21 protein-coding genes are annotated in these 25,880 nt (G+C 68.7%); 13 read left to right on the top strand and 8 right to left on the bottom strand.

Going from position 1 to position 25,880, the window contains the following annotated elements; all coding sequences use genetic code 11:
* The first annotated feature begins 59 nt into the window (after nucleotides 1–59).
* Genes NX784_RS01015 through NX784_RS00995 form a run of 5 tightly spaced genes read left to right on the top strand, consistent with a single transcriptional unit; the run spans nucleotide 60 to nucleotide 3,795 of the window.
* Nucleotides 60–1,373 (top strand): hemolysin family protein, encoded by a 1,314-nt coding sequence (locus NX784_RS01015; RefSeq protein WP_258814815.1) that lies wholly within the window; start codon nucleotides 60–62, stop codon nucleotides 1,371–1,373.
* On the top strand, nucleotides 1,370–2,143 hold the full coding sequence (locus tag NX784_RS01010; RefSeq protein WP_258814814.1) for an OBAP family protein: 774 nt from the start codon (nucleotides 1,370–1,372) through the stop codon (nucleotides 2,141–2,143). Before NX784_RS01015 ends, NX784_RS01010 begins: the two co-directional genes overlap by 4 nt.
* 34 nt (nucleotides 2,144–2,177) lie before the next feature.
* Complete coding sequence (locus NX784_RS01005; protein ID WP_258814813.1) at nucleotides 2,178–2,612, top strand: YeeE/YedE family protein; 435 nt, start codon at nucleotides 2,178–2,180, stop codon at nucleotides 2,610–2,612.
* 10 nt (nucleotides 2,613–2,622) lie between these two features.
* Nucleotides 2,623–3,093, top strand: coding sequence for a YeeE/YedE family protein (locus NX784_RS01000; RefSeq protein ID WP_258814812.1), 471 nt, complete (start codon nucleotides 2,623–2,625; stop codon nucleotides 3,091–3,093).
* Nucleotides 3,094–3,795, top strand: coding sequence for an MBL fold metallo-hydrolase (locus NX784_RS00995; RefSeq protein WP_258814811.1), 702 nt, complete (start codon nucleotides 3,094–3,096; stop codon nucleotides 3,793–3,795). It begins immediately after the preceding gene.
* 15 nt (nucleotides 3,796–3,810) lie between these two features.
* Here the strand turns inward: NX784_RS00995 and NX784_RS00990 are convergent, their stop codons facing one another.
* Nucleotides 3,811–6,417 carry an EAL domain-containing protein gene (locus NX784_RS00990; RefSeq protein WP_258814810.1) on the bottom strand — a complete coding sequence of 869 codons (2,607 nt, stop codon included), beginning with the start codon at nucleotides 6,415–6,417 and terminating at the stop codon, nucleotides 3,811–3,813.
* Between the two features lie 149 nt (nucleotides 6,418–6,566).
* Here NX784_RS00990 and NX784_RS00985 point away from each other — a divergent pair, with 149 nt between their 5' ends.
* The gene (locus NX784_RS00985) at nucleotides 6,567–7,937 is read left to right on the top strand and encodes an amino acid permease (protein WP_258814809.1); all 1,371 of its coding nucleotides are present in this window, start codon (nucleotides 6,567–6,569) and stop codon (nucleotides 7,935–7,937) included.
* A gap of 95 nt (nucleotides 7,938–8,032) precedes the next feature.
* A complete protein-coding gene (locus tag NX784_RS00980) occupies nucleotides 8,033–8,299 on the top strand; it encodes a cupin domain-containing protein (protein ID WP_258814808.1) in 267 nt (88 codons plus the stop codon).
* Here NX784_RS00980 and NX784_RS00975 read toward each other — a convergent pair.
* Nucleotides 8,296–8,841, bottom strand: coding sequence for a hypothetical protein (locus tag NX784_RS00975; protein ID WP_258814807.1), 546 nt, complete (start codon nucleotides 8,839–8,841; stop codon nucleotides 8,296–8,298). The genes NX784_RS00980 and NX784_RS00975 overlap by 4 nt on opposite strands.
* A gap of 14 nt (nucleotides 8,842–8,855) precedes the next feature.
* Nucleotides 8,856–9,773 (bottom strand): PLP-dependent cysteine synthase family protein, encoded by a 918-nt coding sequence (locus NX784_RS00970; protein ID WP_258814806.1) that lies wholly within the window; start codon nucleotides 9,771–9,773, stop codon nucleotides 8,856–8,858.
* A gap of 317 nt (nucleotides 9,774–10,090) precedes the next feature.
* Between NX784_RS00970 and NX784_RS00965 the strand changes: the two genes are divergently transcribed.
* A complete protein-coding gene (locus NX784_RS00965) occupies nucleotides 10,091–10,465 on the top strand; it encodes a group III truncated hemoglobin (protein ID WP_258814805.1) in 375 nt (124 codons plus the stop codon).
* Nucleotides 10,466–10,469: 4 nt separating this feature from the next.
* Here the strand turns inward: NX784_RS00965 and NX784_RS00960 are convergent, their stop codons facing one another.
* Nucleotides 10,470–12,821 (bottom strand): hybrid sensor histidine kinase/response regulator, encoded by a 2,352-nt coding sequence (locus tag NX784_RS00960; protein ID WP_258814804.1) that lies wholly within the window; start codon nucleotides 12,819–12,821, stop codon nucleotides 10,470–10,472.
* 225 nt (nucleotides 12,822–13,046) lie between these two features.
* Between NX784_RS00960 and NX784_RS00955 the strand changes: the two genes are divergently transcribed.
* Complete coding sequence (locus NX784_RS00955) at nucleotides 13,047–13,313, top strand: cupin domain-containing protein (protein WP_258814803.1); 267 nt, start codon at nucleotides 13,047–13,049, stop codon at nucleotides 13,311–13,313.
* Here the strand turns inward: NX784_RS00955 and NX784_RS00950 are convergent.
* Entirely contained in the window at nucleotides 13,310–14,977 is a 1,668-nt protein-coding gene (locus tag NX784_RS00950) for a hypothetical protein (RefSeq protein WP_258814802.1), read from the bottom strand. The genes NX784_RS00955 and NX784_RS00950 overlap by 4 nt on opposite strands.
* 118 nt (nucleotides 14,978–15,095) lie before the next feature.
* Nucleotides 15,096–17,495 (bottom strand): glycoside hydrolase family 31 protein, encoded by a 2,400-nt coding sequence (locus tag NX784_RS00945; RefSeq protein ID WP_258814801.1) that lies wholly within the window; start codon nucleotides 17,493–17,495, stop codon nucleotides 15,096–15,098.
* Nucleotides 17,496–17,682: 187 nt separating this feature from the next.
* On the opposite strand from NX784_RS00945, the gene xth reads away from it, so the two are divergent.
* Complete coding sequence (gene xth, locus NX784_RS00940) at nucleotides 17,683–18,468, top strand: exodeoxyribonuclease III (RefSeq protein WP_258814800.1); 786 nt, start codon at nucleotides 17,683–17,685, stop codon at nucleotides 18,466–18,468.
* Nucleotides 18,469–18,471: 3 nt separating this feature from the next.
* Here xth and NX784_RS00935 read toward each other — a convergent pair whose 3' ends face one another.
* Nucleotides 18,472–19,110 (bottom strand): TetR/AcrR family transcriptional regulator, encoded by a 639-nt coding sequence (locus tag NX784_RS00935; RefSeq protein ID WP_258814799.1) that lies wholly within the window; start codon nucleotides 19,108–19,110, stop codon nucleotides 18,472–18,474.
* An 83-nt stretch (nucleotides 19,111–19,193) separates the two neighbouring features.
* Between NX784_RS00935 and NX784_RS00930 the strand changes: the two genes are divergently transcribed.
* From NX784_RS00930 to NX784_RS00920, 3 genes are read left to right on the top strand one after another with little or no spacing between them, the layout of a single operon-like run.
* A complete protein-coding gene (locus tag NX784_RS00930) occupies nucleotides 19,194–20,678 on the top strand; it encodes a flavin-containing monooxygenase (RefSeq protein WP_258814798.1) in 1,485 nt (494 codons plus the stop codon).
* Complete coding sequence (locus NX784_RS00925) at nucleotides 20,675–21,484, top strand: SDR family NAD(P)-dependent oxidoreductase (RefSeq protein WP_258814797.1); 810 nt, start codon at nucleotides 20,675–20,677, stop codon at nucleotides 21,482–21,484. Before NX784_RS00930 ends, NX784_RS00925 begins: the two co-directional genes overlap by 4 nt.
* On the top strand, nucleotides 21,481–22,470 hold the full coding sequence (locus NX784_RS00920; RefSeq protein ID WP_258814796.1) for an alpha/beta fold hydrolase: 990 nt from the start codon (nucleotides 21,481–21,483) through the stop codon (nucleotides 22,468–22,470). Before NX784_RS00925 ends, NX784_RS00920 begins: the two co-directional genes overlap by 4 nt.
* A 3-nt stretch (nucleotides 22,471–22,473) precedes the next feature.
* Here NX784_RS00920 and NX784_RS00915 read toward each other — a convergent pair whose 3' ends face one another.
* On the bottom strand, nucleotides 22,474–25,689 hold the full coding sequence (locus NX784_RS00915; protein ID WP_258814795.1) for a PAS domain S-box protein: 3,216 nt from the start codon (nucleotides 25,687–25,689) through the stop codon (nucleotides 22,474–22,476).
* Nucleotides 25,690–25,880: the final 191 nt, after the last annotated feature.

Here is a 25,880-nt window from a genome sequence, read left to right as displayed (position 1 = left end):
TGCGATGATCGATCCGCCGGCGGGCGGCGCGGGCCGCCCCGGCAGTGTCCGGGACACGCATGGCCGACGTCGTCATCATCCTCGCCCTCATCCTGCTCAACGGCGTGTTCGCCATGTCCGAGCTCGCCGTCGTGTCGGCCAAGCGCCTGCGGCTGGAAAAGCTGGCGGCAGCGGGCAGCGCCGGCGCCCGGGGCGCCCTCGACCTGCACGAAGACCCGACCCGCTTATTGTCTACGGTACAGGTCGGCATCACCCTCATCAGCATCTTCAACGGCGCGTTCGGTGAAGCGTCGCTGACGACGCAGCTGACGCCCGGCCTCACCCGCCTCGGCGTGCCCGAGGGCTATGCGCGCCCGGCCGCGCTCGCGATCGTCGTCGCCGGCATCACGTTCGCATCGATCGTGCTGGGCGAGCTGGTGCCCAAGCGCATCGCGATCCTGTACCCGGAACAACTCGCGGCTGCCATGGCGCGGCCGCTCCACGTGCTGTCGCGCCTCGCGCACCCGTTCGTGCATCTGTTCGCGATGACGACGGACGGCATCATGCGCCTGCTCGGCATGCATCACCGCAAGGACGAGACACCGACCGAGGAAGACGTGACGGGCATGATCAAGGAAAGCGCGGACGCGGGCGTGTTCGAGAAGGCCGAGTACGACATCGCCGCGCGCGCGCTGCGGCTGGACGACTGGCATCTGCGCGCGCTGATGACGCCCCGCGTCGACCTCGACTGCCTCGATCTCGACCAGCCGCTCGGCCACAACCTCGAGCGCATCGCCGCGTCGCCGTACGGCCGCTTTCCCGTGTACCGCGGCGACCGGTCGCAGGTGCTCGGCATCGTGCGGGCGCGCAACCTGTTCGGCCAGGCCATCCGCGGCCAGTCCTTGCAGGGCATCGACATCGCGGCGGCCATCGAGCCGATCCTGTACGTGCCGGATTCGAGCAGCGCCATCGACTTGCTGGAGCAACTGAAGCTGGCGCGCACGGAAATCGCGCTGATCGTCGACGAATACGGCGACATCCAGGGCATGGTGACGTTGACGGACGTGATGACGGCGCTCGTCGGTGGCGTCGCGCCGCCGGTCGATCGCGGCCAGCCGGATGCGGTCCGGCGCGAGGACGGCAGCTGGTTCGTGGACGGCAGCATGGTGCTCGACCGCTTCCGCCACCTGACGGGCGCCGCCATCCGCTTTCCCGACGAGGACGGCGGCGCGTACCACACGCTGGCCGGATTCATGCTGTACCAGCTGACCGTCATCCCCCGGCCCGGCGACTGGCTGGACTGGGCGGGCTGGCGCTTCGAAGTGGCCGACATGGACGGCAACCGCATCGACCGCCTGCTCGCCACCCCATCGACACCTACGGAGGAGCCATGACCCATCCACGTTTCGCCGCCGCCCTCGCTTGCACGGTGCTCGCCACGGGCGCCGCCGCCCAGCGCACGCTACCACCCACCGCACCCGCGGGCGCGCCCAAGGCTGTGGGCACGCGCGCGCTCGAGTCGGGCGCGCGGATCCTGCAAGGAAACGCACCGCTGGCCGGCTTCGACATCTACCTGGACGGCTTTCACCCGATGAAAGACCATCCGGACATGCAGGTGGAGGCGCACCACTTCTGCCGCCAGGTGAACGAAGACCTCGCGCAGTGCGCGCTATTCGACGGCAATACGCGCACGGCGAATCTGACAGGCATCGAGTACATCATCTCGGAGCGGCTGTACGCGACCTTGCCAGCGGACGAGCGGCAATACTGGCACCCGCACAATGGCGAGATCCTCAGCGGCCTCCTCGTCGCGCCCGGCTTGCCGGAGGCGGCGGAACACGCGCTGATGGCCAAGAAGATGAACAGCTACGGCAAGACGTGGCACGTGTGGAACACCGGCGCGAACGGCAAGCCGGGCGACGCGCTGCCGCTGGGCGCGCCGATGCTTGGCTGGTCGTTCAACCGCGACGGCGAAGTCTTCCCCAGCATGGTCGAGGAGCGCGACATCCGCATGAAAGTGCACACCGGCAGCAAGCGCAAGGCGCGCGCGGACCTGAAGCCGCAGGCCCATCCGCAGGGCGGCGTCGATGCATTGAAGGGAACATTCCAGCAGGCCACGCAAGACATTCCGGGAGTTGTCGACAGCGGGGCGCCGGCGCGGTAGATTGGGGCTTCTTGTCTTCTTAGGAGGACTGATCATGCGCATCGACTGGCTGCACTTCACGCCGTGGGCGTCCTTGTCTGGCGGCATCCTCATCGGGCTGGCAACGGCCCTGCTGCTGCTCGCGAACGGCCGCGTCGCCGGTGTCAGCGGCATCCTCGGCGGCGTGCTGCGTCCGGCGCGCGGCGACGTCGCCTGGAGGATCGCATTCGTGCTCGGGCTGTTCGTCGCACCCATCGTCTGGCTGGCGATGCGCGCGATGCCGCCCGCGCAGATCGACCATTCCCCGGCGCTGCTCGCGATCGGCGGGCTGCTCGTCGGCGTCGGCACGCGGTTCGGGTCCGGCTGCACGAGTGGCCATGGCGTGTGCGGCATCGCCCGCCTGTCGCCCCGCTCGCTGCTGGCGACGGCGTGCTTCATGGCGGCCGGCTTCGTCACCGTGTTCGTCGTGCGCCACGTGCTGGGGCGTTGAGGAGACCGCGATGAACCTCGTCACCGCCTTTCTCGCCGGCCTGCTGTTCGGGGCCGGGCTGATCCTGTCCGGCATGAGCAACCCGGCCAAGGTGCTGGCCTTTCTCGACGTCACCGGCCAATGGGACCCGTCGCTGCTGTTCGTGATGCTGGGGGCCGTGCTCGTGGCCGCCGTCGCGTTCCGCGTCGCGCGCACGCGCGTGCGGCCCCTGTTCGGCAGCGCCATCCACGTGCCGGGCGCGGGCCGGATCGACATGCCGCTCGTGCTGGGCAGCGTGACGTTCGGCGTCGGCTGGGGCCTCGTCGGCTATTGCCCGGGACCGGCGCTGACGGCGCTCGCGGTCGGCGGCCGCTCGACCTTGCTGTTCGTCGTCGCGATGGTGGCGGGCATGGCCATCTACGAGACGGTCGAGCGGATTCGCGCCGGCCTCGCGGCGCACGGCGGCGCTGCCCACACCGCGGCCGGCCCGCCGGGAGAATGAATGCAGACGAATCCCATCCAGCTGTTCGACACGGCGTCGTCGACGTACACCTACATCCTCGCCGGCCCGGGCGGCGACGCGGCTGTCATCATCGACCCGGTCGACCATCATTGCGCTCGCGACCTCGCCCACCTCGCGCGCCTCGGACTGCGGCTGGACTACGTCATCGAAACGCACGTCCACGCCGACCACGTGACGTCGGCCGGCCGCCTGCACCTGCTGACCGGAGCACACACCGCTGCACCGAGCGGATGCAACGTGCCGTCCGCGGAAGTGCAGCTGCACGACGGCGACGTCATCCGCTTCGGCGCCGGCGAGACGATCGCCGTGCTGCACACGCCGGGCCACACGGCCGGCCATCTGTCGTACGTCTGGCGCGGCAACGTGTTCACCGGGGACACCTTGCTGATCGACGGTTGCGGCCGCACGGACTTCCAGGGCGGCAGTTCGGCCGCGCTGTACGACAGCATCACGAATAGACTATTCGCGCTGCCCGACACGACGCGCGTGTGGCCCGCGCACGACTACAACGGACAGGCCGTGTCGACCATCGGCTGGGAAAAGGCGCACAACGCGCGGGTCGTCGGCCGCAGCCGCGAGGCATTCATCGCCTTGATGGACAACCTGCACCTGCCGCCGCCGAAGCTGATCGACATTGTGGTGCCCGCGAACCGCAACCTCGGCTTGCCGCACGGCGGGTAATCGCCGCGGCGCCCGTCACACCTGGCCGTTGCGTTGCCGGTACAGCCGGAAAGCGTCGCGGATGTTCCTGACGAGTTCGCCATCGTCCCACGGCGTCGTCATGAACTTGAAGAGTTCGCCCTGGTTCACGCTCTCCGTCACCGCCGCGAGGTCGGTGACTCCCGACAGGATGATGCGGATCGTGTCCGGATAAAGCTCCCTGACGATCCCCATGAACTGGGTGCCCGACATGCCGGGCATGTGCTGGTCGGCGACGATGACCCGCACCTTGTTCAGGGCGAGCAGGTCGAGGCCTTCCTGCCCGCTGCTGGCCGTCAGCACGCGGTAGCCTTCCCGCTGCAGCAGGTGCCTCAAGATCGCCAGGTTGCCGGGTTCGTCGTCGACGATGAGCAAGGTCTCGTCATCGAGCTGGTGCCCGAGCATCAGCTGCATCTTGTGGACGAGCATGACTTCGAATTGCGCGGCCGGCACTGCCTCGGTGACGTAGAACCCCTGGATCTCGTCGCAACGGCGCCTGCGCAGGAACTGCAACTGCCCTTCCGTTTCGATGCCTTCTGCGACCACGCGCAGGTGCAGGCTGTGGGCCATGGCGATGATCGCGGTGGCGATCGCCGCATTGCCCGTATTCGAATTCACGTCGTGGATGAACGCCCGATCGATCTTGACGACGTCAAACGGAAAGCGCTGCAGGTGGGCGAGCGACGAGTGGCCGGTGCCGAAATCGTCCAGCGACAACTGGATGCCCAGCGCCTTCAAGGCCTGCAGATGGGACGCCGCCGTCTCCACGTCGTTCATCACCATCGATTCCGTCAGTTCGAGTTCGACATGGTGGGCCGGCAGCTGGTGCCGGGCCAGCGCATCGATGATGTTCTGGACGATCTTCCTGTTCTTGAGCTGGGCCGCCGACAGGTTGACCGCGATCGGCACGACGGCGAGCTCGCGCTGCAGCCAGCTTGCCTGCTGGGCGCAGACGGTGTCGAGCACCCAGTCGCCGATCGGCTCGATCAGCCCGACCTCTTCCGCCAGGGGAATGAAGGTCCCGGGATACACGAGGCCGCGCTGCGGGTGCTGCCAGCGGATCAGCGCTTCGGCACTGACGATACGGCCGCTCAGCAAGTCGACGCGCGGCTGGTAGTACACGACGAATTCGTGTGCGTCGAGCGCGTGCTGCAGCTCCGATTCCAGCACGAGCCTGGATGCGTGGGCGGCATTCATCGCCGGCGAGTAGTACAGATAGTTCTTGCCCAGCCGCTTGGCGCTTTGCAAAGCCGCTTCCGCGTGCTTGAGCAGCTTTTCGGCATCGCTGCCGTCGCGGGGAAACAGGGCCAATCCGGCCCGCGCGTGGACGCGCGCCTCGTGCGGGTCGAGCTTGAAGTGCTGATTGATCGTCGCCAGGACCGCTTCTTCCACGTTGTATTCGAGATCGGCGTCGTGCGCAAGTTCGGGAATAGCGATGGCAAACGTGGCGCCCCCGATCCTGGCCAGGCTGGCCCCACCCGGGAGTGCCTCGTCGAGCCGCCGCGCGACCTGCTTCAACAGCGCGTCGCCCACGTGGCGTCCGAGCGCATCGTTCAATTGCGTGAAGCGGTCGATGTTGACGACGATCGTGCCGATGCCGTGCCCCGGCTGCGACGTATGAATGAACTGCGCCAGCCGGTCCTCGAACAGCCGGGCGTTCGCGAGTCCCGTCAGCACGTCGTAATACGCCAGGTAACTGAGCCGCTCCTTGTTGTCGATGAATTGCAATGCGAAGTTGAGGTCGCCGACCAGGTCGTCGAGGAGCTTGACTTCTTCCCCATCGAAGAAGCCGACGGTATCGGCGATGAACACCATCACCGCATCCACGCGGCCGCCCGACGACAGCGGCATGGCGGCGATGGCCCGATGGCCTTCTTCGAGAATGTCCTGCGCGATCGGCGCCAGGCTCGGGTCCGTCGACACGTCGTTGCAGATCACGACGCGCCCTTCGCGCGCGGCCACGCACGCGGGCCTCGAGCTGTCGAGGCTGTCGGTGCGCAACGTGAGGCGCACCCGCTCGACGTGGCGCCGTTCGCTGCCGAACCAGGAGACGACGCGGCCGTCGACGGCACCGGGATCGAACACGCCGATCCATGCCGTCCTGAACGCGCCGTCGTGCACCGCGATGCGGCACACTTCGTCGAACAAGGCGTCGCGCGTGTGGATGCGGGTGATGGCGGCATTGATCCCGCTCGACACGGCGTAGATCCGGCTGAGGCGCATGATCTTGGCGTGCGCGGCCAGGCGCTCCGTGACGTCGTGGGCCAGCACGAACCGGCACGCACGTTCGTTGAACCACAGGGGATGCGACGTGATCTCCACGTCGATCGGCGTGCCATCCTTCTTGACGTGCTGCCATGTCCCGGATTTCTCGATGGTCGGCACGGATGGCTGCCGCAGGTTCTCGGCCAGCCGTGCCTGTTCTTCCGGCAACCGGATGTCGTGCAGGGTCATGGCCAGGAATTCGGCCTCCGAATACCCGTAATGCACGACTGCCGCCGCATTGACCGCCACGAACCGGAACGTCTCGAGGTCGTAGACCCACATCGGTACGGGATGCGCGTAAAACAGCGCGGCAAACCCGGCATCGGAAGGTTGAATCATGACATTCTCACCTTGAAGGTTCGTCGTCCGGTCCAGAGACGAATTCGCTTTAAGAGTGCTTGATTTAAAGCATGTTTGCAAGTTATTTGTGACAATTCCCCGCCGCCTCCGTTTGCTTTAGAATCCTTGTCTTTTAGCAAGCGGACATCATGGCCTCCGACGACACCCAACTGCACCGCGGCCTCAAGAGCCGGCACATCCAATTGATGGCCCTCGGCGGCGCCATCGGCACGGGCCTCTTCCTCGGCGTCGCGGAGACGGTGCGGCTGGCCGGGCCGTCCGTGTTGCTAGGCTACGCCATTGCGGGCTTGATCGCTTTTCTGATCATGCGCCAGCTGTCCGAGATGATGGTCGACGAACCGGTCGCCGGCTCGTTCGGCCACTTCGCCGACAAATACGGTGGCCGCTTCGCCGGCTTCGTCTCCGGTTGGAACTACTGGGTGCTGTACGTGCTCGTCAGCATGGCGGAGCTGTCGGCCGTCGGCATCTACGTGCAATACTGGTTTCCGCACGTGCCGACGTGGGTGTCGGCGCTGGGCTGCTTCCTGCTGGCGAACGGCATCAGCCTCATCAACGTACGGGCGTTCGGCGAGAGCGAGTTCTGGTTTTCCGTCATCAAGGTGGCCGCGATCGTCGCGATGATCGTCTACGGCGTGTTCCTGCTGGCGAGCGGCGGCGCCGGACCGCAGGCATCCGTCGCCAACCTGTGGACGCACGGCGGCTTCTTCGCGCACGGCGTCAAGGGCCTCGTGATGTCGATGGCCATCATCATGTTCTCGTTCGGCGGGCTGGAGGTCATCGGCATCACGGCGGCCGAGGCGGCCGACCCCGCGCGCTCGATCCCGCGCGCGACGAACCAGACGCTGTGGCGCATCCTCGTGTTCTACGTCGGCGCGCTGGCCGTGCTGCTGTCGCTCTACCCCTGGGACCAGATCGTGCCGGGCGCAAGCCCGTTCGTCCTCATCTTCAAGGCGCTGGACGCCGGCATCGTCGCGCACGTGCTGAACGTCGTCGTGCTGACGGCCGCGCTGTCCGTCTACAACAGCTGCGTGTACTCGAACAGCCGCATGCTGTACGGCCTCGCGGCGCAAGGCCACGCGCCGCGCGCGCTGCTGCGCGTGAACGAGCGCGGCGTGCCGCTCGCGTCGCTGGGCGTATCCGCCCTCGCCACCGCGCTGTGCGTGGGCGTGAACTATGCCGTGCCGGGCAAGGCGCTGGGCCTGCTGATGGGCCTCGCCGTCGCCGGCATGCTGATCAACTGGGCGATGATCAGCTGGAGCCATCTGCGCTTCCGCGCCGCCAAGCGGGCGGCCGGCGTGCCGACCGCGTTCCCGAGCCCCCTTTATCCGCTGACGAACTGGGTGTGCCTCCTGTACCTGGCGGGCATCGTCGCCATCATGGTTGCGACGCCGGACCTGCGCCCGTCCGTGTGGATGATCCCGGCATGGCTCGTCGTGCTGGGCGTGGGCTACCGCGTGGCCGAGGGACGCCGCGCGCGCGTCGGACGGGTCACGTCCTGACGCCGCTGGCGGCGCTGCCGGGGCTCGTATCGTGCGGGACGAATGGTACACTTCCCGAATCACGAACCGCGAACTGCAACCACTGCGAGCCCGGCATGGAACAACAGGCATTTCTCGATACCTTGAAGGCGGAAGGCTATGCGGACCCCGTCCGCGTCCGCCGCGAACCGAACGGCAGCCTCGCCGACCACGCCCATCCGTTCGAGGCGAAGGCGCTGATCCTCGCCGGCGAGATCCGCATCCACGCGGGCGGCGAGATCAAGATCTACCGCGCGGGCGACGTATTCCACCTGCGCCGCGACGAGCCGCACCGGGAGAGCTACGGGCCCGAGGGCGTCGACTACCTGTCCGGGCGGCGCTAGACGCGCGTTTCCCTGCGCGTCGCGCACTCGTCCGCAAGCACGAGCACGGGCGGTGCGCCGGTCGCGCAGAACACGACGGCGAAGCAGTCGAACCAGTCCTGCGGGTCGGGGCAGCCATCGGCCAGCATGGCGCGGTACTCGTCCTCGGCCAGATACGCGTAGGTGACGATCACTTCCCCGGCCGCCGTGCCGAACCATGCCTCGTCGTCCGCATCCGGGCGTATGCCGCGGCCGTGGCGGCCGTTCCAGCCGTGTACCGCCGGGTCGAACAACAGCACTTCGCGCCCGCACACGGGGCAGGCCGCGTAGACGGGCGCGACGGGCGCCGCGACCATCCTGCGGCCAAACAGCCCGCGCCGCTCGCGCCGCCGCGCCGTGCGCAACTTCAGCTCCCAGCTGCCGCACGGGCAGCCCAGCCGCCGGGCGACGACGTCCGCACCATGCGGCAGCCCGCGCACGGCGGGCACGGCGACGTTGGCCAGCATGAACGGCGCCAGGTTGGCGGGGATGCGGGCACCGAGCAGGGCGATCAGGTCCGACACGGTCAGGTCCGATATCAGAAATACTTGGATAGATAGTACACGCCGGAGTCGGGAAACACGGTTGCGATCCGCTTGCCGGCGAGGCGCGGCAGCAGCACCGCGATGCCGGCCGCGACGCAACCGCTCGATCCGCCGGCCAGGATGCCCTCTTCCCGGGCGAGCCGGCGGCACCAGGCGAGCGCCACGTCGTCCGCGACCTGCACGACGTCGTCGACGACATCGGGGTCGAAGCTGCGCGACGGTATCCGCTTGCCCACACCTTCCACGATGCTGGCGAACGGCCCGGCGGCGGGCGTGGCCGTGACGGCTTCACGGTACGCGGAGTTGCTGGGCTCGACGCCGATGACGACCAGGCCGGGTTGCTGCTCCTTCAGGTAGCGGCCGATGCCCGAGATCGTGCCGCCCGAGCCGATGCCGCACACGAATACGTCGATCTCGCCCGCCATCTGGCGCCACAGTTCCGGCCCCGTGTCGAGGTAGTGCGCTTCGCGGTTCAAGATCGACTGGTACTGGTCTAGGTAATGGGCGCCGCCCTCTTGCGCGAGCCGTTCCGCCACGGCGTGGTAGCCGCCGGCCGGATCGCTGCCGTCGTCGGGCGCGCACGGATGCACCTCGGCCCCGTAGGCGCGGATGCGCTTCATCTTCTCGGCGCTGGTCGATTCCGGCACCGTGACGTCGCAACGCAGCCCCAGCACGGCGCTGGCCATCGCGAGCGCGGCGCCCGTGTTGCCCGACGAGCTTTCCACGACGCGCGCCGTCCCGGCCGGCAGGCTTTTCAGCATGTGCCGCACCATCCGGTCCTTGATGCTGCCGCCGGGGTTCATGTATTCCAGTTTCGCCACCACGTCCGCGCCGGGAAACAGGCGCGCCAGCCTGACGACGGGCGTGTTGCCGATTGCGTCCATCACGGAAGACTTGACTTGGGATTCCACGCCGATCCTTTCACATAGATTGCCGCTAAGAAAGACTAGCACAACAATTCCTTCGATGGCGTCGGATTGGAAACCGTGCACGCCGCGCGGGCAATCGACCACCTTACCCAACAAGGGTGGCTCGCGGCAAGTCGCACGCGGCAAACTGTCGCCAATTTGGTTCAGTTCGGCAATCGTGATGTCCGGATGATCACGCCGCCGGCCGTCCCGGGCGTTTCAGCCGGCAATAACTGCATTTGTAATGCATCTTTGCTAGAATGGAGGTCCCGGGGCGATCCGCGCAGCCGGGACCGCATTCATTCCACGCAGAGCCCCGCATGACTTCTCCCGCCATCACCGAATCGTCGATCGTCCGCCTGGTTGACACGTTTTACGCGCGCGTGCGCGACGACGCCGTGCTGTCGCCCGTGTTCGAGGCGAAGCTGGCCGGACGGTGGCACGAGCACATGCCGCGCATGTATGCGTTCTGGACGAAGGTGCTGCTCGGTACCGGCGAATTCCAGGGCAATGTGTTCGGCAAGCACATGGCGCTGTCGGGCATCGAGACGGAGCACTTCGTCCGCTGGCTCACCTTGTTCCGCCTGACCGCGATCGACGTGTTCGGCATCGACGGCGCGACCGAGGCCCTCGCCGTCGCGCAGCGCATCGCGTCCAGCCTGCAACTGGGCTTCTTTGGCGATATCCGCGTGTGACGCGTCACGCGCGCTGGGCGGTCGCCGTGCGATCGGCCACGGCCGCGAGCAGCGCCTGCTTCAGTTGCAGGTCGGTGAACGGCTTCGTCAGCACGCGCGCCGTGACGTCGGACACGCCCGCCACCAGGCTGCCGTAGCCTGACGCGAACACGAGCGCCACGCCGGGATAGGCGGCGACGATGCGCCGGGCCAGCGTCAAGCCGTCCAGGTCGGGCAGGCTGTAGTCGACGACGGCGGCGTCATACCGGTCGCGCGCCAGCAGCTCGAGCGCTGCGCCGGCCGTCGCCGCTTCGTCCGCCTGAATGCCGGCCGACAGCAGGATGTCGCGATACAGTTCGCGCGCTTGCGCATCGTCTTCCACGAGCAGCACCCGCAGCAGGGCCGCCGGCGCGCGCGGGGCCGGGTTGGACCGAACCTGCGCGGCCGCCGCCGCGTCCGGCGTACCGAGCAAGTGGCGCACCTTGCTGGCGAGCTTCTCCCGGCGGTAAGGCTTCGACAGCAGCTCCACGCCGGGGTCGAGCCGGCCGCCATGGATGATGGCGTTCTGCGTGTAGCCGGACGTGTACAGCACCTTCAGGTCCGGCAGCAGCGCCTTGGCCTGGCGCACCATCTCCGTGCTTTTCAGCTTGCCCGGCATGACGACGTCCGTGAACAGCAGGTCGCAACACACGCCGGCCTTCAGCACCGCCAGTGCCACGTCGGCATCGTCGGCGCGCAGCACGTGGTAGCCCAGTTCCGTCAGCATGCCGACGACGGTCGCCTGGACGTTCGGATCGTCCTCGACGACGAGGATCGTCTCGGTGCCGCCCCGCACCTCGCTCGCGACGGGTTCCGGCAATGTCTGTTCCGCCTCCAGCGCGCGCGGGAAGTAGGCCTTGATCGTCGTGCCGTGTCCCACTTCGCTGTAGATGCGGAAGTGGCCGCCGCTCTGCTTGACGAAGCCGAACGCCATCGACAAGCCGAGGCCCGTGCCCTGCCCCTCGCCCTTCGTCGTGAAGAACGGCTCGATCGCGCGCTCGCGCACGTCTGGCGTCATGCCGGTGCCCGTGTCGGAAATTGCGAGCAGCACATACTGCCCGGACGGGACTTCGTGCGCGGCGCTCACGTAGGTGTCATCCAGCATCGTGTTCGACAGTTCGATCGTCAGCTTGCCGCCGCCCGGCATCGCGTCGCGCGCGTTGATGGCGAGGTTCAGCACGACGTTTTCCAGCTGGTGCGGATCGAGCATCGTGTTCCACAGCGACGCCGACGCCACCGTCTCGACCTCGACGTGCTCGCCGACGGCGCGCCGCACGAGCTCTTCCATGTTGCGCACGATGCGCCCCGGATTCAGCACATATGGCTGCAGCGGCTGGCGGCGCGCGAACGCGAGCAGCTGCGATGACAGCTTGGCGCCGCGGTCGACGGCACCCAGCGCCATCTGCAGATGCCGCTGGCCGGACGGCTGGCCAGCGACGGCGCCGCCCAGCAATTGCAGGCAGCCGCCGATCACCTGCAGGATGTTGTTGAAGTCGTGCGCGACGCCGCCCGTCAGCTTGCCGACGGCTTCCAGGCGCTGCGCATGCTGCAGCGCATGCCGGGCTTCTTCCAGTTGCACCCGCTGCGTGACGTCGCGCGTGATCTTCGCGAAGCCGACGAGACGGCCCTCGGCATCGCGGATCGCATCGACGACGACGTCCGCCCGGAACCGCGAGCCGTCCTTGCGCACGCGGACGCCTTCGCCGTGGAAGCGGCCATGCTCGCGCGCCGTCGCGAGGACGTGTTCCGGCAGGCCGGCGCGCCGGTCTTCGTCCGCATAGAAGCGGCTGAAATGCGTGCCGATCACCTCGTCCGCCGTATAGCCCTTGATATTGCGTGCGCCCGCGTTCCACGTCGTGACGAGGCCTTCCGGCGACAGCACGAAGATCGCGTAGTCGATCACGCTGTCGACGAGCAGCCGGAACTGTTCTTCGCTGCGGCGCAGCGCTTCGCGCGCCAGTTTCTTGTCGCTGATGTCGCGCGTGATCTTGGCGAAGCCGAGCAGCTGGCCATCGTCGTCGAGGATGGGATCGATGACGACGGACGCCCAGAAATGGCTGCCGTCCTTGCGCACGCGCCAGCCTTCCGCCTCGAAGCGGCCCTTATCCAGGGCCGTGGCAAGCGCCCGCTCCGGCAGGCCGGCCGCGCGGTCGGCCGGCGTATAGAAACGCGAGAAATGCTCGCCGAGGATCTCCGCTTCCGTATAGCCCTTGAAGCGGCGTGCGCCCGCGTTCCAGCTCGCGACCGTGCCGTCCGGATTGAGCATGTAGATCGCATAGTCGGCGACGCGCTCGATCAGCAATTGCATGCGGCGCTGCGTGTTGAAATCGGAAGTCATGGCGGCATAAAGGTCAAACGTTCACAATCTCAGTATAACATTCGCGGAAATTTTAATGCTCAGGTTGAAACGTTTATATCCTAGTAGACAATGTTGCATGCCCTTTATCACTTGCCGGGGCGGGAACGGGACGCGTTCGCTACAATCCGGGCGTCCGGCCGTCGCCGGGTCGCGTCAACGACCGTTTGGGAGAGCCACGCGACACCGCGCAGCCAGTTCGTCATCGTGACCCTGCAGCCCGGCGAGGAAATCGGCCTCGGGAAGCACGAAGGCCACGACCAGGTCATCCGCGTCGAAGCGGGGCGCGGGGGCGCCATCCTGGACGGCACGGAACACAACGTGCTCAACACGTCCGACAGCGAACCGATGCGCCTGTGCACGCTGTACTCCCCGCCCGAGCATCTCGACGGCACCGTGCACGCGACCAGGGCGGACGCGGACGAGTACGAAACCAGCACGGCCACCACTGATCCACAGCCGGCACGCGCCTAGCCGCGGCACGCGAAGCCATAGCGCGTCATCGCGCAGCCGCGCCGGATGCACTGCCGTTCGTCGTAGCCGTGCGCTCGGCATTGCATCAGGGTTTCCTCGCGGCGCTCGCGGGGGGACGGCTCCGTCACGACGGGCGGCGTTTCCGCCACGGGCGCGCGCCGTATCTTCGCTGCGGCGCGCTTGCGGGCAGCGGTCGTGCGGTGGGCGGCATGCCTGGGCGGGTCGAGGTCGACCGTCGCCACGGAGCGCGACGCGGCCGCGGCCACGTCCGGTGCGGGGGCTGGCGGCGCGGGCCGGACCACCGGTTCGGCCGGAGGCGGCGGCTTCACGGCCTCGACGGGTGCGGCCGATGGCGGGGACGGTTCGGGCGCAGGGAGCGCGGGCGGCGCCTTGACCGTGGGGGCCGGCTCGCGGGCAGCATAGGCCTGCGCACCGCGCGTGGCTGCGGACGGCGCCGTGTCCGCGGCGACGGGCACGCCCTCGGTGTGACTGCCCGCATACAGCCACCCGGCGCCACCGCCCACGACCGCCGCAAGTGCGCCGGCAGCGCTCCACGCGACGACGCGGCGCTTCCACAACCTGCGCCAAGGAGACACAGGCAGCGCCGCCGCGGCCGGGAACGGCGCCGCGTTTTTCTCCAACGCCGGTTCCGTGCGCGCCTCGGGCACGGACGCGCGCGCGAACGCGGGCGGCGGATTCGCGGCATGTTCCTGCGCCGGGATGCCGGGCACGGCCGCCGCTGGAGGTGGCGGCGCGTTCCGCTGCGGGGCTGGTGCGGGTTCGCCGACCGCAATGCCGGGCACCTCGGTACGCAATAACGTCGTATGGTCCGGATCGGCGCCGAGGGGCGGCACGTCGTTCAGGTGCGGACGACGCGGGACCGCGGCAGCGCCGGCCGGTGCGTCGTGCGTGCCGACTAAGGGCGCTGCGCCAGGTACCGGCGCGACTTGCTGTCCCAGTGCCGAGTCACCGGACGCGGCCGCAGGGGGCGGTGGCGACGCCGCGGATTCCTGCCCCGTCGGGCGCACGACGCCCGGCCGTTCATGCCGGCCGAAAAACGCGGCGACGTCCATGGTCGGCCGCTCCGGTGCTGGCGTCCCGCCCGGCTGCAGCGCCGGCGCCGGCCGGGAATCGGCTGCGCCGGCCTGCGCGGCCCGCTCGGCCCACGCTTCGATGGCGACGCCCACCCCGCGCGCCGCGATGTCGGGCGCACGCCGCGCGGCACGCGGCGCGAGGCGTTGACCAGGCGTGCCCGCGTCGACTCGCTGGGCCGCTGGGCCGTGCCAGACGGCGGGCCTGTGCGGCAGATCGGGTAGCGTACGCGCGCCGTCCGCCGACCGCGCGGGCGGCTCGGGCGACTGGATGGACGGCGCCCGCGCGTCGCCCGCCGACCGCACAGGCGGCTGGGGCGGCTGAATGGAGGATGGCGCCCGCGCGCCGTCCTCCGGCGGCGCAGGCGGCTGGGGCGGCTGGATGGAGGATGGCGCACGCGCGTCGTCCGCCGACAGCGCAGGCGGCTGTGGAGGCACGGTGGATGGCGTACGCGTCTCGTCCGCCAGCACGATGGGCTTGCGGCGCGGCTGGCCGGTTGCCGGCACCGCTTGGTCGGCGGGCGGCGGCGTCGAGCCGCTTTCCTGGAGGTCTTGCAACAATTGGATCTTCATGGCGCAGTCTGCGTTCCGGTATCCCGGATGGGCAGTGTACCGAATCCGGTACAAGTGCGGAGCGCGCCTGCCGCCACGGATCGTGCGCCGTTGCCGCGGCGTACGATCCATGACCCTGTCACAAGACCACGTCAACGTCCAGCTGCGCCGACCGCACGGCCGGCAGCGGCACGTCGAGCACGCGCCGCGCCGCGTCCCAGCGAAACGCGACGGCCTTGCCGCCCGCGCGCACGGCGCGTGGACGCGCGCCCACGTTGTGCACCTTGAGGTCGAACGTGCGGGCCGTCGGCGTCGCAGCGGCGCCGGCCTCGGGCGTGATCGTGACCGTCAAATGGCCGTCGGCCCAGCGGCTCGCGAAGCGCACCAGCTCGTAATTGCCGGACTCGTACGCGTGCGCCGTGTGGCCATCGTCGTCGTACAGGTGCCCCTGGGCGCTCGCGACGCCGGCATCGTGCCAGTAGTGCAGGTCCAGCTTCGCGGTGGAGTAATCGCGTGTGCTCTGCACGGGCTGTGCGAGCGGAACGAACGCGCCGGCGCGCACGAACGTGGGGATGCGGTCCGGGCGCGTGGCGACGACTTCGATAATGCCGCCGCGGTGCGGCTCGTCCGTGTAGAAATCGAACCACACGCTGCCCTTGCGGGGGAACACGACCTCCTTGCGCGCCGCGCCCGGCTCCGTGACCGGGGCGACGAGGAAGTCCGGGCCCCACAGATACGTCGACGCGACGTCCTTCGTGGACATCATCTCGTTGTCCGGATCGTCGAACAGCACGGGCCGCATCATCGGCATGCCGGTGACGCTGTCGTCGAACGCGGCCGTGTAGTTATAAGGCAGCATGGCGTAGCGGAGACGGATCGCCGTGCGCGCCAGCGCCTTCACGGCCGGCGTGCGGAACACGGCTTCCGCCGGCACCTCTTCCTGCGCGTGCGGGCGGAAGATCGGCTGGAACACGCCGTACTGCAGCCAGCGCACGTACAACTCGTCGTCCAGCACGGGGCCTGCGAAACCACCGAGATCGGAATGCATGTACGCCTGGCCCTGCATGCCCATCTGCAGGGCGATCTCCATCTGCGACTGCAAGCCGTCCCATCCGCGGTGCACGTCGCCGGACCACGGAATCATGCCGAAGCGCTGCGACCCCGAATAGCCCGACCGCATCAGGATGAACGGGCGTTCCTGCGGGTAGTCGCGCGCATAGCCGTCGGCGATCAGGTGCGCCCACTCGTGGCCGTAGATATTGTGGACCTGGTCCGCGGTGCCCGTCGCATGGTGCGCGGCCGCCGGGTGCATCTCCGGTTCGCCGAGGTCGCCCCACCAGCCCGCGACGCCGCCCGCCTTGAGGTCCTTGTAAATGTGCCAGAACCAGTCGCGCGCCTGCGGCTTGAAGACGTCGACGAGGCCCGTGTTCCCGAAGAAGAAGTCGAACGTGAACGGCTTGCCAGCGGCGTCCGTGGCAAGGACACCCTGCTGCACGGCTTCCTGCCAGCGCTTCGACGTCGTCAGCACGAACGGTTCCGTGATGACGATGGTGTTGACGCCCTTCTTCTTGAAGTCGGCCATCATCGCTTCCGCGTGCGGGAAGCTGTCGCGGTCCCATGCGAGATTGCCCATCGTGCCCTTGACGGTCTTGCCGAACCAGTACAGGTCGAACACGATCGCGTCCAGCGGGATGCCGTCCGCGATGAACTTGTCGACGACGGCACGCGCCTCGCCCTCGGTGTGATAGCCGAAACGGCTGGCGAAATTGCCGAACGCCCAGCGCGGCGGCAGGGGCTGGCGGCCCGTCAGCCGGGTCGTCTCGTCCATCACCTGCGCCCAGTCGTCGCCCGCGATCACCTGGTACGTCTTGCGGCCGCCCATCACTTCGTAGCGCAGGGTGCCGTCCGTGCGGCTGTCGAAATCGAGCCAGCCGGCCTGCGGATTATCGAAGTGCAGCGCGTACTTGTGCGACGACAGCGCCATCGGAATGCCATACCCCATCTGCTCCGCGTGGTTGCCGAAGCCGTAGGACGCCTTGTTGTACAGGCGGAAGCGGTGGCCGCGGCGGTCCATGCCGACGGCGCGCGAGCCGGCCCCGTAGAGCGCTTCGTCGCCCTCCAGCGCGAACTCGATGGTCTCGAGGTCACCCGCGTGGCCGTAACCACCTTTCTCCGCGACGAGCGGCCGGCCCTTGTAAGCATAGCTGATGCGCAGCGGCGACTTCACGACCGTCACCGCGATCCCGTCGGTGACGAGCTGGATGCGGCCGTCCGCCTCCGTGATCGTCGCCTTGGCCTGGCCGGGCGCCAGCACGACGGCATGCGAGACAGGGTCGAAAGACTCGCCGCGCGGCACGAACGTCGTCTCGACGATGTTGGCGTCATACGGCCGGATCAGGTAGCGGCCGTCGCTGGCGGCGATGTCCAAGGTGCCGTTGTCGTTGCGGTAGCCGAGGAACGTGCGGGCATTGGTCTGGGCGGACGCGGGCAGGCTGGCGAGCAGGCACAGGGCGAGCGCGGCGTGGGGGATGGGGTTCATAGTCTCCCGTCGTTGTCGTTGTTGGAAGCTGGAATTCTAACCTGTTAACGTAGAAAAGTTACATCGTAGCGCTACGCAAGGAAAGATCCTGTAAAATATCGCGTAGTTTGACTACTTCGACGCGCCGTGCGGCGGCCTGCCCATTCTCGGGTCAGAATAGCGGCAACGACAACCCACGAGAGACCCCATGCGCATCGCCACCTTCAACGTCAACGGGATCGGCAGCCGCCTCCCCGCCCTGCTGCAATGGCTGGAAGAGACGCAGCCCGACGTCGCCTGCCTGCAGGAGCTGAAGGCGCCGCAGGAAAAATTCCCGGAAATGGAGATCCGCGCGGCCGGCTATTGCCCCATCTGGCACGGGCAGAAAAGCTGGAACGGCGTCGCGATCCTCGCGCGTGGGGTGGAACCGCAGGAATTGCAGCGCGGCCTGCCCGGTGACCCGGACGACGAGCAGAGCCGCTACATCGAAGCGGCCGTGAACGGCATCCTCGTCGCGTGCCTGTACCTGCCGAACGGGAATCCGGCACCGGGGCCGAAATTCGATTACAAGCTGCGCTGGTTCGACCGGCTGCAGGTCCGGGCGCAGGAGCTGATCGACTCGGGTGCGCCCGTCGTCATCGCGGGCGACTACAACGTGATGCCGACGGAGCTGGACGTCTACAAACCGGAGCGCTGGCTCGACGACGCGCTGTTCCGGCCCGAGACGCGCGCGGCGTACCGCCGCTTGCTCGACCAGGGCTGGACGGATGCGCTGCGCACGATGCACCCGGACGAGGTGATCTACACGTTCTGGGATTATTTCCGTGACGCGTACGGCCGCAACGCGGGCCTGCGCATCGACCACCTGCTGCTCAGTCCCGCGCTGGCGCCGAGCTTGACGGCGGCCGGCGTCGACCGCGACGTGCGCGGGCGTCCGAAACCCAGCGACCACGCCCCGACGTGGGTGGAACTGGACTGGCCGAAGATCGGGTGACGGTCAGGCGGCTTTCGTGCGCCGCAACGGCGGCCTTCCCAGCACCATGCCGAGGCGCAGTGCGCTGTCGGTGACGACGTCGATGCCGGGCGTGTAGCCATCCTCGATCCAGCGCAGCGCGATGTGGATCACGCCGCCGACGATGCCCGCTTCCAGCAACGGATCGGCCGGCACGCCGGGCGGCACGACGAAGCGGCCCACCTGTTCGCCGATGGCGCGCAGCGCGGCATCGAACGCCTTGTCCACTTCCCGGCTGACGCCGCGGATCTCGACGAGGAACACCCGCGCCGAGCGGGGTTCGCGCTGCAGCGCCGCGAAATACGTGTGCAGCATCGCGCGCGCGCGCATGACGCGGCTGCGGCCGGCCTGGCGCGCCGCTTCCGTGATTTCGCCCAGCACGCTGTACGTAACGGCGTTGAACGACGCGATCAACAACTCCTCGCTGTTCGCGAACGATTCGTAAAAATACCGCTCGGTGAGTCCGGCCGCTTCGCAGACGGACTTGACAGTCGAATGGCGGTAGCCGCGCTCGCCATACACGGCGACGGCGGCGCCGATCAATTGCGAACGCCGCTGGGCGCGCCGTTCGTCCTGCGGGACGCCGCGATACGGCCGGGCGGTTTGTAAAGATTCTGGAGGCATCCTTCTATTTTCTCACAGAATATTGCGGGCAAAAATGTGACAATATTAAGTGTCAAGATAAAAACAAAACGACACGAGACACGATGCCAGACACCCAACACGCCGACCAGGAAGCCAGCACGGCCGCCGGCACGCCCCCGGCCGGCGCATATGTCGACGTGCTGATCGTCGGCGCGGGCCTGTCCGGCATCGGCGCAGCCTGGCATCTGCAGCGGGGCTGCCCCGGCAAAACCTATGCGATCCTGGAAGCGCGCGCGGCCATGGGCGGCACGTGGGACCTGTTCCGCTACCCCGGCGTGCGTTCCGATTCCGACATGTACACACTCGGCTACGGCTTCCGTCCGTGGCTCGACGGCCGCGCGATCGCGGACGGTCCTTCGATCCGCCGCTACATCGCGCAGACCGCGCGGGACGCCGGCATCGACCGCCACATCCGCTACGGCCACCGCGTCGTCGCCGCGCACTGGGACAGCGGCGCCGCCTGCTGGCACGTGGAAGCGGAGCACGGGGGACGGCGCGTACCGCTGCGCACCCGCTTCCTCTACATGTGCAGCGGCTACTACAGCTACGACGAAGCGTACCGGCCCCGCTTCGACGGCGAGGAGACGTTCACTGGCCGCATCGTGCAGCCGCAGTTCTGGCCCGCCGACCTCGATTACGCCGGGCGGCGCGTCGTCGTCGTCGGGAGCGGCGCGACCGCGGTCACGCTCGTGCCCGCGATGGCGCAGGACGCCGCCCACGTCACAATGCTGAAGCGCTCCCCCAGCTATGTCGTGAGCCGGCCGTCAGAATACGGTTTTGCGCGGCGCTTGCGCCGCTGGCTGCCCGCGCGCGCCGCGTACGCGCTGACGCGCTGGCGTGTGATCGTCGAAAGCATGCTGCTGTACCGCGTGGCACGCACCAAGCCCGATATGGCGAAGCGCAAGATCATCGAGATGGCGCGCCACCAGCTGCCCCAAGGCTATGACGCCGACACCCATTTCACGCCGGACTACAAGCCGTGGGACCAGCGCGTGTGCATCGTGCCGGACGGCGACCTGTTCCGCGCCATCCGCACGGGCCATGCGAGCGTCGCCACGGACCGCATTGCCCGCTACGTGCCGGAAGGCCTGCTGCTGGAATCGGGGCAGACGCTCCCTGCCGACATCGTCGTGCTGGCCACGGGTCTGAAGGTCAAGCTGATGGGCGGTGTCGCGATCACGGTGGACGGCCAGCCGTTCCACGCGAACGACGCGATGTCGTACAAGGGCATGATGCTGTCCGGCCTGCCGAATTGCGTGATGACGTTCGGGTACACGAATGCGTCGTGGACGTTGAAGGCCGACCTGACGGCGGCCTGGGTCGTGCGCCTACTGCGCCACATGGCGCGCAAGCGCGTCGACATCGTCGTCGCGCACCGCGACCCGGACGTGCAGCCCGCCCCGTTCCTCGGCTTCACGTCCGGCTACGTGCAGCGCGCCCGCGACGAGCTGCCGCAGCAAGGGGCGCGCCGGCCGTGGCAGGTCTACCAGAACTACCTGCGCGACATGCTCACCATCCGCCTCGGCCGCAAGGGAACCATGCCATGAAGCTCAATAACCGCGTCGCCGTCATCACCGGCGCCGGCAGCGGCATCGGCCGCGCCACCGCCCTCGCCATGGCCCGCCGCGGCGCCCGGCTCGCCCTCGCGGACGTCGACGGTGACGGCGTCGCCGCCACGGCGCACGAAGCAGCCGCACTGGGCGCCCACGCCACGCACCACGTGCTGGACGTGACGGACAGGGCCGCCGTCGCCGGTTTCCCGGCCGTCGTGCGCGCCGTGCACGGCAAGGTCGACCTACTCATGAACAACGCCGGCGTCGCGCTGGGCGGCACGTTCGAACAGGTCGGGGAAACGGATTTCGACTGGCTCATGGACGTCAACTTCGGCGCCGTCGTGCGCATGACGCGCGCCTTCCTGCCGCTGCTGCACGCGAGCGACGACGCGCGCATCGTCAACGTGTCGAGCATCTACGGCATCATCGCCCCGCCGGGCCAGGCGGCGTACGCCGCCAGCAAGTTCGCCGTGCGCGGCTTTTCCAACGTGCTGCGCCACGAGCTGGCGGGGACGACCGTCGGCGTCTCCGTCGTGCATCCGGGCGGCGTGGCGACGAAGATCGCGCAGAGCGCGCGCGCCCCCGTCGGCGCAACGGCCGAGCAGGTCGAACAGCGGCGCAGGACCACGCAAAAGATGCTGCGCATGCCGCCGGCACAGGCGGGCGAGATCATCGTGCGCGGCATCGAGCGGCGCGCGCCCCGCATCCTCGTCGGCGGCGACGCCAAAGCGGCCGCGCTGCTGGAACGCCTGGCCCCCACCGGTTACTGGAACCTCCTCAAGAAAGCGATCAAGCGATGACACTCGTCCTCTCCCTGCTGGCCGCCCTGGCCCTGCTCGTGCTCCTGTCGTACCTGTTCACTGTCTACATGGCGCGCAAGGTCGAAGCGCTGCTGCCGCCGACGGGCCGCTTCGTCGACGTGCCCGGCGCGCGCCTGCACGTGCGCGAGCTCGCCGGCGGCGACCCCGATGCGCCGGCCCTCCTGCTCGTGCACGGCCTCGCCGGCCAGCTGGACCACTACACGTTCGGCGTGACGGGCCGTCTGTCCGGCCGTTACCGCGTGATCGCCGTCGACCGCGCCGGCTCCGGCCATTCCACGCGCGCGCCGGGGACGCGGGCCGACCTGCACACGCAGGCCGACATGCTGGCGGCGCTGATCGACAAGCTGGGCCTCAACCGGCCATTCGTCGTCGGCCATTCGCTGGGCGGCGCGCTGTCCCTCGCGCTCGCGCTGCGCCATCCGGAGCGCGTGCGCGGCCTCGCGCTGATCGCACCGCTGACGCATATGCAGGAAAAGGTGCCGCCCGTGTTCGAGGGACTGACGATCCTGTCGCCGCTCTGGCGCAACATCGTCGCGTGGACGCTCGCCACGCCGGCGCAGATCAGGAACACCCGCGCCACGCTGGACCAGGTGTTCGGGCCGGAGCCGGTGCCGCACGATTTCGCCACGCGCGGCGGCGGCCTGCTCGCCCTGCGCCCGAGCGCGTTCCTTTCCGCGTCCGACGACCTGCGAGCGCTGCCCGACTGCCTGCCCACGCAGGAGACACGCTACGGCGAGCTCGCGCTGCCCGTGAGCGTCCTGTACGGCAAGGATGACCGCATCCTCGACTGGAAGGCGCACGGCCAGGCCCTCGTCGACAAGGTGGCGGGCGCGCGCCTCGAACTCGTCGAGGGCGGCCACATGCTGCCCCTGACGAACCCGGAAGTGACGACGGCGTTCATCCTCGACGCCGTCGGCGCATGCCACGAAAGCCGGCCGGCGGCCGCGGTCGCGGCCCAGGGCTGACGTTCAGCAGGCAGCGCGGGCGCTGGCCAGCGCCGCCGTCAGCGCGGCGAGGTCGTACGGCTTACGCAGCACGACGGCGTCCGGCCAGTTGTTGACTTCTCCCTTCCCGGTGGCGAACACGATCCGGATGCCGGGCGCCTGGACGCGCGCCTGCGCGGCCAGCAGGTCGCCCGTCATGCCGGGCAGCTGGACGTCAGTGATGAGGAGGTCGCATGCCGGCGAAATCAGCGCGAGCGCCTGGTCCGCTTCGACGGCCTCCAGCACCTCGTGGCCCAGGTGGCGCAGCAGCGCGGCCGTCGCGTCGCGGATCTCGTCCTCGTCTTCCACCAGCACGATGCGCAGCCGGTCCGGCGCCGGCGCGGCGGCCGGCACGATCGGCGGCGCGGCGTCCGCGTGCGCGCGGTTGCGCTGGTTCGCGAGCACCTGGCGGATGCGGCGCGCCAGGCTTTCGCGCGTGTAGGGCTTGCCCAGCAGTTCCACGCCCGGATCGAGCCGGCCGCCATGCACGATCGCGTTTTCCGTGTACCCGGACGTGAACAGCACCGCGAGGTTCGGCAGGCGTTCGCGCGCCATGCGTGCCAGGTCCGGGCTGCGCAGGGTGCCGGGCATGACGACGTCCGTGAACAGCACGTCGATCCGCACGCCCGACTCCACGACGGCCAGCGCGCTCGCGGCGTCGGCCGCTTTCAGCACGCGGTAGCCGAGCGCCGTCAGCATCTCGACGACGGTCGTGCGCACGGCCTCGTCGTCTTCCGCGACGAGGATCGTCTCCGTGCCGCCGACGGCCGCCTGCTGCGCGTCGATCGGCCCCATGGGCTCCTCCGCCGCCGTCGTGCGCGGCAGGTACAACTTGACCGTCGTGCCCTGCCCCGGTTCGCTGTAGATCTTGACGTGGCCGCCGGACTGCTTGACGAAGCCGTACACCATCGACAGGCCCAGGCCCGAGCCCTTGCCCTCGTCCTTCGTCGAAAAGAATGGCTCGAACGCCTGGCGCAGCACGTCGGGCGTCATGCCGGTGCCCGTGTCCGTCACCGCGAGCATCACGTACTGGCCCGGCGTCACATCGCCATGGGTGCGGCAATACAGGTCGTCCAGCACGGCGTTGTGCGCCTCGATCGTCAGCTTGCCGGCGCCGTCCATCGCGTCGCGCGCGTTGATCGCGAGGTTCAGCACGGCGTGTTCGACGTGCGCGACGTCGACAGCGGTGTTCCACAGGCCGCCCGAGATCACGAGTTCGACTTCGATCTCTTCGCCGAGCGCCCGCCGCAGCATGTCTTCCATGCCCGTCACGACGCGGCCGATCTTGACGACCTTCGGCTCCAGCGGCTGGCGGCGGCCGAACGCAAGCAGGTAGCTGGCGAGCTTCGCGCCCTTTTCCACGGCCTGGCGCGCGTTGCCGATCCAGCGCGGCGCTTCGCCGCTGCCCGGGTCCATCTCCAGCAGCTGCAGGTTGCCGGAGATGATCTGCAGCAGGTTGTTGAAGTCGTGCGCGACGCCGCCCGTGAGCTTGCCGATCGTCTCCATCTTCTGCGACTGCTGCAGCGCGAGTTCCGTGCGGCGGATCTGCTCGGCCTGTTCACGGTCGGCCGTGATGTCGCGCCCGATCGCGTGGATGAACGCGGCGTCGGGGGCCGCCGTCCACGACAGCACGCAATGACTGCCGTCCTTGCGCCGGTAACGGTTCTCGAACTTGTAGACGTAGTGGCCCTCGCCCAGCGACGCCATCTGTGCGAGCGTCGCCGCTTGGTCGTCGGGGTGGACGAGCTGCAGGAAGTTCTTGCCGACGATGTCGTGCTCGGACCAGCCGAGCAGCGACTCGAACGACGGGCTCACGGCTTGCACCGTACCGTCGAAGCCCGCGACGAGCATGATGTCGCGCGACAGCCGCCACATGCGGTCCCGTTCCGCCGTGCGCTGCGCGACCTGCGATTCCAGGTCGGCGTTCAGCGCGGCCAGGCGCTCGGCGTTGCGCTTCTGGTCCTCGATGTCGACGGTCGTCCCGATCCAGCGCACGACCTCGCCGTCCGGACCGCGCAGCGCGACGGCGCGCGTCAGCTGCCAGCGATAGATACCGTCCGCGCCGCGCTGGCGGAATTCCGCCTCGTAGTGGGCACCCGTCGCCACGGCCGTCGCCCAGTGGCGCTGCACACCGGGCAGGTCGTCCGGATGCACGGCGTGCGTCCAGCCGATGCCGGCCAGGCCCGCGTAGTCGCGTCCCGTGCACGCATATACGCGGGCGTTGAACCAGTCGCGCCCGCCGTCCTTCGTGGCCGTCCACACCTGGTTCGGCATGGCCTCGGCGAACGTGCGGAATTTTTCCTCGCTCTCGCGCAGCGCGCGTTCCGCCTCGACGCGCTCCGTCACGTCGCTGCCCTGCACGAAGATGCCCAGTACGGAGCCGTCCTCGCGCTTGACGGGCTGGTAGACGAAGTCGATGTAGTGCAGCTTGCGGGTGCCGTCGGGCGCAGCGAGCCACAGGGGGCTGGCCGTCGCCGCGTACGCCGTGCCCGTGAGGTAGACCTGGTCGAGGATCGCGACGACGCCCTGCGGCACCGTCTCCGGCAGCGCCTCGCGCAGCGGCCTGCCGACGAGATCGCGGTGGGCGGCGAGCGCGTGGTAGGCGGCGTTGGCCGAGCGGATCACGTGATCGGCGCCGGCCAGCTGCGCCATGAAGCCGGGCGCCTGCTCGAACATCGTCTGCAGCCGGCCATGCTCACCACTGAGCCAGCGCTCGGCGCGGACCTTGGCCGTCGTCTCGACGACGATGGCGATGACGCCCACGACGGCCCCGCCGGCATCGACGATGGGCGAGTAATCGAGATTCAACCACACCTGCTCGGGACGGCCGCTGCGGTGCAGGATGAGTTCCTTGTCGCGGTACGACAAGGTGCCGCCCGCGAGGCCAACCTTCATCACGTTGTCGTTGAAGTCGGCCACCTCGGGCCAGCCCTCGCGCACCTTCGTGCCGAGCACTTGTGGATGACGGCCGCCGGCAATGGCCGCGTAGCCCTCGTTGTAGATCATGACGCCATCCTCGCCCCACAAGGTGACGATCGGCACGGGCGAGCGCAGGATCAGTTCCACGGTCGTGCGCACGACGTCGGGCCAGCGGACGATGGGCCCAAGGCCCGTGCCGCTCCAGTCGTAGTCGTCGATGATTCCGCCCAGCGAGCCGCCGCCCGCACCGAAAGCCTTGACCGGAGCCGCCTGAGTCAACATCGCGTCGATCTGTCCATTGTGTTGAGAAGTCAGCAATTTTAATCGCGTTTGCGGGCAGGCGGGAACACGATACGCGCGGCCGCGCACACTTGCGCGGACCGGCGCCGTTTCGCTGCGCCGCGTGCTAACTTGCAGGGCTGATGCGGCGGGCATCCGCGCGGCGATCCCGCGTCGGCATGCTGCGGAGCAGC

This window comes from Massilia pinisoli, assembly GCF_024753285.1.
Classification (GTDB): domain Bacteria; phylum Pseudomonadota; class Gammaproteobacteria; order Burkholderiales; family Burkholderiaceae_D; genus Telluria; species Telluria pinisoli.
This window is presented reverse-complemented; position numbering and strand designations above follow the sequence as displayed.